Origin of the sequence: Brevundimonas sp. (genome assembly GCF_027484365.1) — a bacterium.
Classification (GTDB): Bacteria; Pseudomonadota; Alphaproteobacteria; order Caulobacterales; family Caulobacteraceae; genus Brevundimonas.
In genome coordinates, this window is the sequence record NZ_JAIXTC010000015.1 from 143,850 (window position 1) to 155,575 (window position 11,726).

Below are 11,726 nucleotides of genomic sequence, written 5' to 3' on the forward strand. Positions count from 1 at the left end.
GGGAAGCTATGTTTCCTGACGAACGGCGCGAGCGAGGTAGCAGCCGCGCGGGGCGAAATGGATATGGGCCTGAGCGACAGCGGGGTTCGCGAACCACTCAGCCAGCCTGTCGTCCAGCTCTGGGCCGTCGATCACCTGTCCCTCGATCATCATGTTGCGGCGGTCGTAGACGCGCAGGGACAGGGGGCGTTTGCGCAGCATCTCGGGGGCCTCGGCGAGCGGTTCGGCCCTGACGGCGGCCTCGCGCACGAAGATCGGCCCGGCCGCGCGATAGGGCGAGGTCTCGTCGGTCAGGTGGGTGTGGTTGACGAGGACCAGGGCTTCGCCAGCGTCGGCGTCCTGCAGGCTGACCCGGCAGGGGGCGCGGCCGGGCGCGTCGGCGACCCAGCGGCGGGCGCCGACCGCGGCCAGTTCGGCGTCGGTCATGGCGAAATAGGCGGTGAAGGGGTCCAGCGGCAGGGCTTCGATGCGGTAGGTCATGGGTGTCTCTCCGTGTTCGAGGGGAGAGATGCGACGAACCGCGCGGCGCGTCTGGCGGGTTTCGGCCGTTGCGCCACGGCCCCGGCCACCCCACAACGGAGGGCATGAACGCGCCCTTCAAAGCCCCCTCCGCCGAACCGCCCCTGTGGGACCTGTCCGATCTCTATGCGTCCCGGGAGGACGCGAAGATCGCGTCCGATCTGGAGGCGGCGCGGACGGCGGTCGCCGAGCTGAACGGGCTGCAGGGCCGGTTCGTCGCCGAGCGGGCTGACGCGACGGCGCTGGGCGCCACACTGGACCGGGCCATCACCCTGTATGAGCAGGCGTCGGAGAAACTCGGCGCGCTCGGGGCCTATGCCTTCCTCGCGGCCTCGACCAACCGGGCCGATGCGGGGGCGCAGGGGTTCGAGGCCGATCTGCGCGAGAAGATCACGGCCATCGCCACCCCCACCGTCTGGCTGACGCTGGAGATCAACCAGCTGGAAGAGGCCGAGATCGAGGCGGCTTTGGCCGCCGATGCGGGCGCCGCAATTTGGAAGCCCTGGCTGCGGCGGGTGCGGGCGATGAAGCCGCACGAGCTGTCGGGCGAACTGGAGACCTTCATCGCCGAACGGATGCCGATCGCGGCCCAGTGGCCCCGGCTGTTCGACGAGACCCTGGCGGCGCTGCGGGTCGAGAGCGGCAAGGAGAACCTGACCCTGGCCGAGGCGCTGAACCAGCTGTCCGACCCCAGGGAGGCGAGGCGGCGTTCGGCGGCCGAGGGGCTGAACACGGCCCTGGCGGCGCGGACCTCGACCCTGGCCCTCGTGCTCAACACGGTCGCGGCCGACAAGGCGATGGAGGATCGCTGGCGCGGGTTCAAGCGTCCGGCCGACAGTCGCCACCTGGCCAACGAGGTGGACGGCGAGTCGGTGGACGCGATGGCCGATGCGGTCGCCGCCGCCTATCCGAAACTGTCGCACCGCTACTATGCGCTGAAGGCAAAAGCCCTCGGTAAGGCGAAGCTGGATCAGTGGGACCGCAATGCGCCGCTGGAGACGACGGCCCCGCGCGGTTTCGACTGGAACCAGGGGCGGGAGCTGGTGCTGGAAAGCTTCGGCGATCTGGGCGGCGAGTTCGCCGAACGCGCCGGGCGGTTCTTTGACAGGCCGTGGATCGACGGCCGGGCGCGGGCCGGAAAGCAGTCGGGCGCCTATGCCCATCCGGTGACCGCGGACCGCCACCCCTATGTCTTCCTGAACTGGATGGGCGAGCGGCGCGACGTCCTGACCCTGGCCCACGAACTGGGGCACGGAGTGCACCAGACCCTGGCGGCCGAGAAGGGGACGCTGCTCGCCGATACGCCGCTGACCCTGGCTGAGACGGCCTCGATCTTCGCCGAGGGCCTGACCTTCGACCGGCTGCTGGCCACGGCGCCGAAGGCCGAACAGCGCGGCCTGCTGGCCGGGCGGATCGAGGACGGGCTCAACACCGTGGTGCGCCAGATCGCCTTCCACCGGTTCGAGACCCGGTTCCACGACGAGCGGGTCAGGGGCGAGGTGTCCGCCGACCGTCTGGGCGAGCTGTTCGTCGAGGAGATGGGGGCGTCCCTCGGTCCGGCGGTGACGCTGAACCCGGGCTACGAGGCCTGGTGGAGCTATGTCAGCCACTTCGTCCACTCGCCCTTCTACGTGTACGCCTATTCGTTCGGCGATCTGCTGGTGGCGGCGCTGATGGAGACACGGCGGGCCGATCCGGACGGGTTCGCGCCCCTGTATCGCGGCCTGCTCGCGGCCGGCGGGACCAAGACCTACGTCGAGGCGCTGGAGCCGTTCGGCCTCAATCCCCGCGATCCGGCCTTCTGGACGATCGGCACGAAACGGCTGGAACGACTGATCGATCAGTTCGAGGCGTTGGGTTGAGGCCTTGAGCCAAACCCCCGCATCGCTATAAGACCGCCCAAACGCCTCTCCGACGGACGCAGACTCATGGCCGACCATCATTCCCCGACCGAACACGCCGATCACGACGCGGACGCCTATGTCCACGGCACGATGACGATCGAGGAACAGTCGTCGACCTACAGCCTGTTCATGAACCTGGCCAAGTGGGGCTCGCTGGTCATCGCCGCCCTGCTGCTGTTCCTGGTGCTGTGGTTCCAGCCGGGTGGCAGCTTCATCGCCGGCCTGATCGGCGGCGGCGTGCTGGCCCTGGCCGGCGGCTTCTTCCTCAAGGGCGGAAAAAGCCACTAAGCGGTCCGCTCTCGCTCGCCGCTCTGCGGTCGCTGCTTTCGCGCAAGGCGGTATGAGAGGCGAGATATTGCGCGGATCTCGCCGTATTTGATGGCGAAACGGTTGTCTTCACCTTTGACGCCACAGTCCCCCAGCGCCTAACGTTCGCCCATCCAGAGCTGGATGGGGAGATTCGCTTGGCCGTCGCCATCGCCGTGACCCGGGAACGCCGTGAGGGCGAGACCCGCTGCGCCATCACCCCCGAGACCGTGAAGAAATTCGTCGGCATGGGCGCGACCGTGACGGTCGAGGCCGGGACGGGCCTGGGCTCGTCTATCCCCGACAGCGACTATCTTGAGGCGGGCGCCTCGGTGAAGCCGGATACCCGCGCCACGCTCGACGGCGCTGATCTGGTGCTGAAGGTGCGGGGCCCGACGGCGCAGGAGATCTCCGCCATGAAGCCGGGCGCGATCGTCGTCGCCCTGCTGGACGCCTACCGCGAGAAGGATACGGTCGCGGCCATGGCCGGGGCCAATGTCACCAGCTTCGCCATGGAGTTCGTGCCCCGCATCACCCGGGCCCAGGTCATGGACGCCCTGTCGTCCCAGGCCAACCTGGCCGGCTATCGCGCCGTGATCGAGGGCGCCTATGCCTATGGCAAGGGCTTCCCGATGATGATGACGGCGGCGGGCACGGTCGCCCCGGCCAAGGTCTTCATCATGGGCGTCGGCGTCGCGGGGCTGCAGGCCATCGCGACGGCGCGGCGTCTGGGCGCGGTGGTCACCGCCACCGACGTGCGCCCGGCGACCAAGGAACAGGTCGAGTCTCTTGGAGCCAAGTTCCTCGCCGTCGAGGATGAGGAGTTCAGGAACGCCCAGACCGCCGGCGGCTACGCCAAGGCCATGTCGCCCGAGTATCAGGCCAAACAGGCGGCCCTGACCGGCGAGCACATCAGGAAACAGGACATCGTCATCACCACCGCCCTGATCCCCGGCCGCGCGGCGCCGGTTCTGGTCAGCGCCGAACAGGTGGCCTCGATGAAGCCGGGCAGCGTGCTGATCGACCTGGCCGTCGAGGCGGGCGGCAATGTCGCGGGATCGAAGCCGGGTGAGGTCGTGACGACCGCGAACGGCGTCTCGATCGTCGGCTACACCAACCTGCCGGGGCGGATCCCCTCGGATGCGTCGAGCCTCTACGCCAAGAACCTGGTCGCCTTCGCCGGGCTGCTGATCAAGGACGGGGCCCTTGCGGTCGATCTGGAGGACGAGATCTTGAAGGCGTCGGTCGTTACGAACGGCGGCGCCGTGGTGCATGAGGGAGTGCGGGGGTGAACAAGGCGCTGAAGGCATTTCTGAAGGCCATCGCCACGCTGGTTTTGTGGGTCGGCCCGTTCATCGCCATCTTGGGAGGGCTGGGCACGTTCTTGCCCCGCCAGGAAACAGCGACCGCGCTCATGGGCCTGACGCTTGCCGCCTACGTCACGGTCTGCAGCCTGGTGGTCGGCGGCGTGCTGCGGCTGCTTCTCAGCATCGATGACCGGCTCGAGCGGCTGGAAGGAAATCTCTGATGGGCAAGGATCGCTTCTTCACCGGGTTCGCTATGGCGACAGCCGCACTCGGCGTGGCGCTGCTGGCGGTCTGCCTCGTCGCATGGGGTTTGACGGCCGCCGGCGTCGCCGACATCGAGCCCTCGATCAGGATGTGGCAGAGCGCCGGGGGGCTGGTCCTGACGGGCCTGGCGCTGTGCTGGCTGCTTGGCGTCACGACGAAGACCGGACCGGAGAACCACTGATGGAACACGTCGATCCCACCGTCTTTCGCCTGGCCATCTTCGTCCTGGCGATCTTCGTCGGCTATTATGTCGTCTGGTCGGTGACCCCGGCCCTGCACACGCCGCTGATGGCCGTGACCAACGCCATCTCCAGCGTCATCATCGTCGGCGGTCTGATCGCGGCCGCGGCCGTTTCGGGCGAGGCGACCGGGCCAAACGCCTGGATCGCCAAGGGTGCCGGCGTCGCGGCCGTGACCCTTGCCAGCGTCAACATCTTCGGCGGCTTCATGGTCACCCGACGGATGCTGGCCATGTACAAGAAGAAGGAACGGCCCGCGAAGCCCGCCGAGGCGGCCAAGGCCTGATGTCCTTCGCCGACCTGAACCTCGCACCCGACAGCATCGCCTGGACCGGCTCGTGGATCGCCACGGGCATCGGTCTGGGCATGTGGGTCTGGAGCTGGGTCGGCGAAAAGAACCCGATCCAGAAACTGCGCCTGCGCGACTGCGGCGTGGTGTTGCTGTTCTCCGGCATTCTGGCGCGGATCGTGGTGCAGGACCGGCCGATGATGGCCGTGGACTGGGCCATGGTCTTCCTCGGCCCCCTGTTCATCGCCGCCGCCCTGTGGCGGCTGGCGCGGACGGCGGCGGGCACCGGGGCGGAGCCTCTGTGATGCGCGGGTTCGCGGGACCTCTGATCCTGGTCGCCATGGCCCTCGCGCCCGTCGCCTCGGCCCAGGTCCATGTCGGCCGCAATGTCGAAGGCGGCCTGCCCTGGTCGGTCGCGGCGCCGCAGGGGGCCGGCTGGTCGCTCGTCTGCCGGTTCGCGCCGGTGACCTATGAGGCCAGCCAGTGGGACACGCGCCACTGGACCAACAAGATCGCCACGACCGGAACGGGCGCCGCCCGGGGGCGTCTGCCCGATCAGGACGGACGCTGCACCGTGACCAAGACCGGTGGGTCGGGACCGGTCGCGATCGCCATGGTCAAGGACGGCGAGGTCCTGTCCGACGCCACCAACGATACGGCCCATCCGGCTGCGGTGGGCTTCCTGTGATGACACGACTGACGAAGACGATTTCGGGGGAAACGACATGAACGCATCCATCGCGGCGCTGGCCTATCTGGCGTCCGGCGTCCTGTTCATCCTGTCGCTGCGCGGCCTGTCGAGCCCGGAGACCAGCCGTCAGGGCAATACCTTCGGCATGATCGGCATGGGGCTGGCGGTCGGGATCACCCTGCTGACCCTGGGGACCACGGGCGCGCTGGATCCGGTGACCCTGGCCCTGCTGGCCGGGGGCGTGATCGTGGGCGGCGGCGGCGGGGCCTTGATCGCAAAGCGGGTCGCCATGACCGACATGCCCCAGCTGGTCGCGGCCTTCCACAGCCTCGTCGGCATGGCCGCCTGTCTGGTCGCCATCGGGGCCATCTATGCGCCCGAGGCCTTCGGCATCCTCAATGCGGACGGCGTGGGCATCAAGACGATCTCGATCATCGAACTGAGCCTCGGCGTCGCCATCGGCGCCATCACCTTCACCGGCTCGGTGATCGCCTTCGCCAAGCTCAACGGCAATATGTCGGGCGCGCCGATCATCCTGCCGGCGCGGCACCTGATCAACATCGGCCTGGCCCTGGGTCTGGTCTTCCTGATCGGCATATTGATCGGCACGGGCGGCACGGCGGTCTGGGCCTTCTGGGGCGTGTTCGCCATCGCCCTGATCCTCGGCGCGACCCTGATCATCCCCATCGGCGGGGCCGACATGCCCGTCGTGGTGTCGATGCTGAACTCCTATTCCGGCTGGGCTGCAGCAGCTCTGGGCTTCACCCTGGAGAACATCGCCCTGATCATCACCGGCGCCCTCGTGGGCTCGTCGGGCGCGATCCTCAGCTACATCATGTGCAAGGGCATGAACCGCAGCTTCATCTCGGTCATCCTGGGCGGGTTCGGCGGCGACGCCGGCCCGGCGGGCGAGGCGCGGGTCGAGACGCGGCCGGTCAAACAGGGCTCGGCCGACGACGCCGCCTTCATCCTCAAGAACGCCTCCAAGGTCATCATCGTCCCCGGCTACGGCATGGCCGTGGCCCAGGCCCAGCACGCGCTGCGCGAGATGGCCGACAAGCTGAAGGAGGAGGGGGTCGAGGTGAAATACGCCATCCATCCCGTCGCGGGCCGGATGCCGGGCCACATGAACGTCCTGCTGGCCGAGGCCAACGTCCCCTATGACGAGGTGTTCGAGCTGGAGGACATCAACGCCGAGTTCGCCACCGCCGATGTCGCCTTCGTCATCGGCGCCAACGACGTCACCAACCCGGCGGCCAAGACGGACCCGACGTCGGCCATCTACGGCATGCCGATCCTGGACGTGGAGAAGGCGGGCACCGTCCTGTTCATCAAGCGCGGCATGGCGGCGGGCTATGCCGGGGTCGAGAACGAACTGTTCTTCCGCGACAACACGATGATGCTGTTCGCCGACGCCAAGAAGATGGTCGAGGGGATCGTGAAGGGGCTGTGATGGCTTGGCGGCACGGCTTCATTGGCGGTTCGTTCGGAAGATACATCTGGAGCCGTACTGACCGAGGGTGGACCGCGACTGCAATCATTGAGGCTCCCGAGTTCTGGGCCCTTGCTCGAAAGTTCGCCAACGATGATGAACTGGAGGACATCGGAGGTGACCGTGGCGACGGAAGGCCGGCGCTTGGGCTGATGATCGCAAACGAGCGGACTCAGAAACTGAGGGACAAGGTCTACAAGCAAGTCAGCCGCTACTTGTCAGAACAACTTGCGTTAGGTCACCCGGCAATTCAGGCGCTGATCGAACGTGAACATCGCTTTGAAGTTGATGGGGGATCATGGCTAACGGCATTGGATGTGTTCAGCATCTACCGGCAGGATTTTTCGTTTTCGCGTCTCTGCTATCCCGCGCGAGGCGTCGTTATCACCGTTGGAAATTTTGAACGCAACGCATCGACGGCCTTCGATGCCAGTGGATCAATAGCCTTGCCTGAAAGCGATATTGTCATGATCGAAGGTCGAGGAGGTGATTGGCTCATTCGTACGTCGTCTGACCTCGTCGTGGAATTGAGCCAGTCGCGCGGCATCCAATGGGGTAGGTCGACCGAGCCCTAAGCCGCCGCCGTCTCGAACGTCAGCACCCCGGCCGCCGCCATATCCGCGTGCAGGGCCTCGGGGCTCCAGTCATACCCGTTGGGCCAGGTCAGTCCGCCGAACTCGACGAAGACCTCGTTGAAAAAGGCCGGGTCCTTGAATGGTTCGACCATCGGGCCTGTTTCGCGTTGGGCGAGGTCCGAGAAATCCCATTCGCCAGCCGTACCATCGGTGAACCACACCTTGAGCCGATAGCCGCCCAGCCGGAGAACCTTTCTCACATGGATGATGTCGGTCACCGGGGCGTATCCAAACCCGGTATCCGCCGCAGGGGCATCCGCGACCCCGGGCGGGAGTTGTCCCAGTTCTCGATCAGCGCCGCCTGATTGATCAGCGTCCATTCCTTCACCAGTCCACGCGCCTGCTTCGACAGGCGGCCCTTCATGATTTCGCCGTCTGAGATCCGCACCTGAGCCTCGTTGCCCGCCTCATAGGCGTGGAAATGGGGCGGCGCGTGATCGCCGAAGAACATACGGATCGATATACCATAGAACCATGAGATGGTCGGCATGAGCCAACCCATACACGTTCAGGTTGCCTTCGTGAAGCCTAGGCGCCGACCTCCTTCATCGACACGGCCTTGTCCGCCAGCTTCTCCCCGTCCACCGCCCGCCGCTCGCCGATCAGTTTCCTGCCCATCATGAACTCGGGCGGGGCGTTGATGGCCTCGACGGCCTGGAGCTTGTCGCCGGACAGGTGGAAGACGGCGAAGCTGGCGGTGGCGGGGTCGCCGCGGACGACGATCCGGTCGCTGTCGAAGGGGTAGCCGGCGATCTGGAGCTTGAGGTCATACTGGTCCGACCACTGCCAGGGCGTCTCGCCGGCGGGGGCGGGGCGGCCGGTGATGGCGCTGGCCGCCTGTTTGGCCTGTTCCAGGGCATTGGGGACGCTCTCCATGCGGAACAGCCGGTCGTAGATCGGCATGGGGCGGCGGGTGACGTCGCCGATGGCGAAGATGGCGGGGTCGGAGGTGCGGGCCTCCAGATCGACCAGGATGCCGCCCTCGACCTTGAGCCCGGCCGCGACCGCCAGTGCGTCGTTGGGGATGGCGCCGACGCCGACGACGGCGCTGTCGCAGGGGATGGTGCGGCCGTCGGCCAGGGTCACGCCCGCGACGCGGGGCCCGTGGCCGACGAAGCCGGTGACGTCGGCGGCCAGTTCGAACCGGACGCCGCGATCCTCGTGGTAGGTCTGGAAGAAGGTCGAGAGGACATCACAGGCCACGCGGGCCAGAAGGCGCGGCTCGCGCTCCAGCACCACGACCTCGGCGCCCAGGGCGCGGGCGGAGGCGGCGACCTCCAGCCCGACATAGCCGCCGCCGACCACGGCCAGGGTGCGGCCCTGGCCGAGCTGGGCCTTGATCGCCTCGGCGTCTGCGGCGGTGCGCAGGACGTGGACCCCCACGAGGTCCGCGCCGGGGACGTCGAGCAGGCGGGCCCGCGCCCCGGTCGCAAGGATCAGATGGTCGTAAGCCAGGGCCGCGCCATCCGACAGGCTGACGGACCGGGCCGTCCGGTCGATGCCGGTCACCTCGACGCCGAGCCGCAGATCGATGTCCTGTTCGGCGTAGAATTCCAGCGGGCGCAGGGCGAGCGAGTCGCCGTCCGCCTCGCCCTTCAGCCAGGCCTTGGACAGGGGCGGGCGCTGGTAGGGGATCAGCGGCTCCTCGCCGATCAGGACGACGGGTTTGTCATAGCCGTACTGGCGCAGCAGGGCGGCGGCCGTGCCCCCTGCATGGCCTGCGCCGACGATGACGACGCCTCGATCCGGAACAGTCATACGGGTCCCTTACAGCTCATCGACCGTGCCGTCGTCGGCCTCGGCCTCACGCCGCAGCCAGGCGACGAAGGTGCGGGCCTCCTCGCGGCCGCCGTTGCGCCGGGTCAGCACGTGATAGGCCATGTCGGTCGGCAGGTAGCCGTCGGCGAAGGGGGTGACCAGACGGCCCGAGGCCAGGTCGGCGGCGACGAAGGCGCGGGGGGCCAGGGCCACGCCCCGGCCGTTGGCCGCGTCCTCGATGGCGAAGGCGGTCTGGTCGTAACGGGAGCCGGCCGAGGCGTCGACGCCGGTCACGCCGCGCGCCTTGAGCCAGGCGGCCCAGTCGGGGCGGGGTTCCTCGACATGGCCGTCGCCGACGTGAATCAGGGTGTGGCGGGCGAGGTCGGCGGGCTTCTGCAAGGGCAGACGGCCGGTCAGCAGGGCGGGGCTGCAGACGGGCACGACGCCCGCCTCGAACAGCAGCTCCGAGCGCACCCCGGGATAGCCGCCGACGCCGTAGCGGACGGCCACGTCGACCCGGCCGCCGGCGACGTCGGTCAGTTGCATGTCGGCGGAGATCCAGACCTCGATCTCCGGATGTGCGGCCGAGAAACGGACCATCCGGGGCGCCAGCCAGCGGGCGGCGAAGGAAGGCGGCACGCTGACGGCCAACGACCGTCTGCCGACCGGGCCGTAGACGATGTCGGCGGCGCGTTTCAGCTGTTCGAAGGCCTCGCGCAGCACGGGCTGGAGCCGGGCACCCAGCTCGGTCAGGGCCACCGCTCCGCCGTCGCGACGGAACAGGGGGCCGCCGGCGTGATCCTCAAGCACCTTGATCTGCTGGCTGACGGCGCCCGGGGTGACGCCGAGTTCGCGGGCGGCGAGCGAGATGCTGAGCCGGCGCCCCGCCGCCTCGAAGGCCTTCAGCGAATTCAGGGGCGGGAGGCGGCGTCCGTTGTCTTCGGCCTCGCTCATACGGCCTCCAGCCAGGCCGGGACGTCGAAGCCCTTCGATCGCAGGAAGACGGGGTTGTAGATCTTGCCGGCGTAGCGCTGGCCGGGGTCGCACAGGATGGTCGCGATGGTGTGACCGGGGCCCAGTTCACGGGCCAGGCGGACGGCGCCGGCGACGTTCACGCCGCTGGACGGGCCGAGGGTCAGGCCTTCGTGCTTCGCCAGGTCGAAGATGATCGACAGGGCCTCGGCGTCCTCGATACGGAACGAGTGGTCGACCGTGACGCCTTCAAGGTTCCCCGTGATGCGGTTGACGCCGATGCCCTCCGTCACGGACGAGCCCTCGGCCTTCAGCTCGCCGTCGGTGAACCAGGCGTGCAGGGCGGCGCCCGGCGGATCGGCGAGGGCGATGCGCACGGCGGGGCTCTTCGAGCGCAGGAAGGCGGACGTTCCGGCCAGGGTGCCTCCGGTGCCGGCGGCGCAGACGAAGCCGTCGACGCGGCCGTCCGTCTGATCCCAGATCTCCGGGCCCGTGGTCTCGAAATGGGCGCGGCGGTTGGCGGCGTTGTCGAACTGGTCGGCATAGAAGGCCCCGTTCGGTTCGCTCTCGTTCAGCTCGGCGGCGAGGCGGCGCGAGAAATGGACGAAATGGTTGGGGCTGGAGAAGGGGGCGGGATCGACCTCGACCAGGCGTGCGCCGTGCAGACGGACGGCCAGCTTCTTCTCTTCGGTCTGGCTGCGCGGCATGACGATGACGACCGGATGGCCCAGGGCAGCGCCGACGAGGGCCAGGCCGATGCCGGTGTTGCCGGCCGTTCCCTCCACGATCGTGCCGCCGGGCCGCAGGGCCCCGGAGGCCCTGGCGTCGAGGATGAGACCGCGCGCGGTGCGGTCCTTCACCGACCCGCCCGGATTGAGAAACTCTGCCTTGCCGAGGATCTCGCAGCCGGTCGCCTCTGACGCGGCGCGCAGGCGGATCATCGGCGTGGAGCCGATCAGGGACAGGGCATCGGACGCGATCGGCACGGGCAGGCGACTCCAGCAAGGCTGCCGCGCTTTTAGAAACTCTTTTGCCGCACGGGAAGGGAGGTCTGGCGAGGTGACCCGGCCGCCTCCCGCCGCTATCGTCCGGCTCTGATCGTTTTCAGGGCTGGGAGTTTTCGATGAAGCTGCGACTGATGCGCCATGTGGCGCCGGCTGTGCTGATGCTGTTCGCCACGCCGGTTCTGGCCCAGACGCCGGGGGCGCTGACCTATCAGCAACCGCCCGCGCCGATCGCCGACATCCTCGACGCCCGCCCGACGCCGGGGGCCAGCGTCAGTCCCGACCAGAAGACCCTGGTTCTGTACCAGCGGTCCAACCTGCCGACGATCGCTGAACTGGCCTAGCC

The 11,726-nt window shown here is 68.3% G+C and carries 17 protein-coding genes; 11 read left to right on the plus strand and 6 right to left on the minus strand.

Annotated elements, in window-relative coordinates:
- Positions 1 to 6: 6 nt before the first annotated feature.
- Complete coding sequence (locus Q0044_RS06285; protein WP_298160815.1) at positions 7 to 480, minus strand: DUF1203 domain-containing protein; 474 nt, start codon at positions 478 to 480, stop codon at positions 7 to 9.
- A 104-nt stretch (positions 481 to 584) separates the two neighbouring features.
- On the opposite strand from Q0044_RS06285, the gene Q0044_RS06290 reads away from it, so the two are divergent.
- From Q0044_RS06290 to Q0044_RS06335, 10 genes are all read left to right on the plus strand, one after another.
- Entirely contained in the window at positions 585 to 2,381 is a 1,797-nt protein-coding gene (locus Q0044_RS06290) for a M3 family oligoendopeptidase (RefSeq protein ID WP_298160816.1), read from the plus strand.
- Between the two features lie 66 nt (positions 2,382 to 2,447).
- Complete coding sequence (locus Q0044_RS06295) at positions 2,448 to 2,711, plus strand: aa3-type cytochrome c oxidase subunit IV (RefSeq protein WP_298160818.1); 264 nt, start codon at positions 2,448 to 2,450, stop codon at positions 2,709 to 2,711.
- Positions 2,712 to 2,887: 176 nt separating this feature from the next.
- Positions 2,888 to 4,021 carry a Re/Si-specific NAD(P)(+) transhydrogenase subunit alpha gene (locus Q0044_RS06300; protein WP_298160819.1) on the plus strand — a complete coding sequence of 378 codons (1,134 nt, stop codon included), beginning with the start codon at positions 2,888 to 2,890 and terminating at the stop codon, positions 4,019 to 4,021.
- Positions 4,018 to 4,257, plus strand: a complete 240-nt coding sequence (locus Q0044_RS06305) for a hypothetical protein (RefSeq protein ID WP_298160821.1) — start codon at positions 4,018 to 4,020, stop codon at positions 4,255 to 4,257. Before Q0044_RS06300 ends, Q0044_RS06305 begins: the two co-directional genes overlap by 4 nt.
- Positions 4,257 to 4,481 (plus strand): hypothetical protein, encoded by a 225-nt coding sequence (locus tag Q0044_RS06310; protein ID WP_298160823.1) that lies wholly within the window; start codon positions 4,257 to 4,259, stop codon positions 4,479 to 4,481. Before Q0044_RS06305 ends, Q0044_RS06310 begins: the two co-directional genes overlap by 1 nt.
- On the plus strand, positions 4,481 to 4,825 hold the full coding sequence (locus Q0044_RS06315; RefSeq protein ID WP_298160825.1) for an NAD(P) transhydrogenase subunit alpha part 2: 345 nt from the start codon (positions 4,481 to 4,483) through the stop codon (positions 4,823 to 4,825). Before Q0044_RS06310 ends, Q0044_RS06315 begins: the two co-directional genes overlap by 1 nt.
- On the plus strand, positions 4,825 to 5,133 hold the full coding sequence (locus tag Q0044_RS06320) for a hypothetical protein (protein WP_298160827.1): 309 nt from the start codon (positions 4,825 to 4,827) through the stop codon (positions 5,131 to 5,133). Before Q0044_RS06315 ends, Q0044_RS06320 begins: the two co-directional genes overlap by 1 nt.
- Entirely contained in the window at positions 5,133 to 5,516 is a 384-nt protein-coding gene (locus Q0044_RS06325; protein WP_298160828.1) for a hypothetical protein, read from the plus strand. Before Q0044_RS06320 ends, Q0044_RS06325 begins: the two co-directional genes overlap by 1 nt.
- A gap of 37 nt (positions 5,517 to 5,553) precedes the next feature.
- Positions 5,554 to 6,972, plus strand: coding sequence for an NAD(P)(+) transhydrogenase (Re/Si-specific) subunit beta (locus Q0044_RS06330; protein WP_298160830.1), 1,419 nt, complete (start codon positions 5,554 to 5,556; stop codon positions 6,970 to 6,972).
- Positions 6,972 to 7,586: a hypothetical protein gene (locus Q0044_RS06335; RefSeq protein WP_298160832.1), complete on the plus strand. Its 615-nt coding sequence runs from the start codon at positions 6,972 to 6,974 to the stop codon at positions 7,584 to 7,586. Before Q0044_RS06330 ends, Q0044_RS06335 begins: the two co-directional genes overlap by 1 nt.
- Here Q0044_RS06335 and Q0044_RS06340 read toward each other — a convergent pair.
- From Q0044_RS06340 to Q0044_RS06360, 5 genes are read right to left on the minus strand one after another with little or no spacing between them, the layout of a single operon-like run.
- Positions 7,583 to 7,864: a DUF2442 domain-containing protein gene (locus Q0044_RS06340; RefSeq protein WP_298160834.1), complete on the minus strand. Its 282-nt coding sequence runs from the start codon at positions 7,862 to 7,864 to the stop codon at positions 7,583 to 7,585. The genes Q0044_RS06335 and Q0044_RS06340 overlap by 4 nt on opposite strands.
- The gene (locus Q0044_RS06345; protein ID WP_366941103.1) at positions 7,861 to 8,148 is read right to left on the minus strand and encodes a DUF4160 domain-containing protein; all 288 of its coding nucleotides are present in this window, start codon (positions 8,146 to 8,148) and stop codon (positions 7,861 to 7,863) included. The genes Q0044_RS06340 and Q0044_RS06345 overlap by 4 nt, the downstream gene beginning before the upstream one ends.
- Positions 8,149 to 8,174: 26 nt before the next feature.
- Complete coding sequence (locus Q0044_RS06350; protein WP_298160838.1) at positions 8,175 to 9,404, minus strand: NAD(P)/FAD-dependent oxidoreductase; 1,230 nt, start codon at positions 9,402 to 9,404, stop codon at positions 8,175 to 8,177.
- A 9-nt stretch (positions 9,405 to 9,413) separates the two neighbouring features.
- Complete coding sequence (gene gcvA / locus Q0044_RS06355) at positions 9,414 to 10,358, minus strand: transcriptional regulator GcvA (protein ID WP_298160839.1); 945 nt, start codon at positions 10,356 to 10,358, stop codon at positions 9,414 to 9,416.
- Positions 10,355 to 11,362 (minus strand): cysteine synthase A, encoded by a 1,008-nt coding sequence (locus Q0044_RS06360; protein WP_298160841.1) that lies wholly within the window; start codon positions 11,360 to 11,362, stop codon positions 10,355 to 10,357. The genes gcvA and Q0044_RS06360 overlap by 4 nt, the downstream gene beginning before the upstream one ends.
- Before the next feature lie 137 nt (positions 11,363 to 11,499).
- On the opposite strand from Q0044_RS06360, the gene Q0044_RS16950 reads away from it, so the two are divergent.
- Positions 11,500 to 11,724, plus strand: coding sequence for a hypothetical protein (locus Q0044_RS16950; protein ID WP_366941104.1), 225 nt, complete (start codon positions 11,500 to 11,502; stop codon positions 11,722 to 11,724).
- Positions 11,725 to 11,726: the final 2 nt, after the last annotated feature.

Coding starts and splice junctions, on each gene's coding strand:
- Q0044_RS06285 (WP_298160815.1), bottom strand. CDS start 480: ATGACCTACCGCATCGAAGCCCTGCCGCTGGACCCCTTCACCGCCTAT.
- Q0044_RS06315 (WP_298160825.1), top strand. CDS start 4,481: ATGGAACACGTCGATCCCACCGTCTTTCGCCTGGCCATCTTCGTCCTG.
- Q0044_RS06320 (WP_298160827.1), top strand. CDS start 4,825: ATGTCCTTCGCCGACCTGAACCTCGCACCCGACAGCATCGCCTGGACC.
- Q0044_RS06325 (WP_298160828.1), top strand. CDS start 5,133: ATGCGCGGGTTCGCGGGACCTCTGATCCTGGTCGCCATGGCCCTCGCG.
- Q0044_RS06345 (WP_366941103.1), bottom strand. CDS start 8,148: ATGGGTTGGCTCATGCCGACCATCTCATGGTTCTATGGTATATCGATC.
- gcvA (WP_298160839.1), bottom strand. CDS start 10,358: ATGAGCGAGGCCGAAGACAACGGACGCCGCCTCCCGCCCCTGAATTCG.
- Q0044_RS16950 (WP_366941104.1), top strand. CDS start 11,500: ATGAAGCTGCGACTGATGCGCCATGTGGCGCCGGCTGTGCTGATGCTG.
- Q0044_RS06290 (WP_298160816.1), top strand. CDS start 585: ATGAACGCGCCCTTCAAAGCCCCCTCCGCCGAACCGCCCCTGTGGGAC.
- Q0044_RS06350 (WP_298160838.1), bottom strand. CDS start 9,404: ATGACTGTTCCGGATCGAGGCGTCGTCATCGTCGGCGCAGGCCATGCA.
- Q0044_RS06335 (WP_298160832.1), top strand. CDS start 6,972: ATGGCTTGGCGGCACGGCTTCATTGGCGGTTCGTTCGGAAGATACATC.
- Q0044_RS06295 (WP_298160818.1), top strand. CDS start 2,448: ATGGCCGACCATCATTCCCCGACCGAACACGCCGATCACGACGCGGAC.
- Q0044_RS06310 (WP_298160823.1), top strand. CDS start 4,257: ATGGGCAAGGATCGCTTCTTCACCGGGTTCGCTATGGCGACAGCCGCA.
- Q0044_RS06330 (WP_298160830.1), top strand. CDS start 5,554: ATGAACGCATCCATCGCGGCGCTGGCCTATCTGGCGTCCGGCGTCCTG.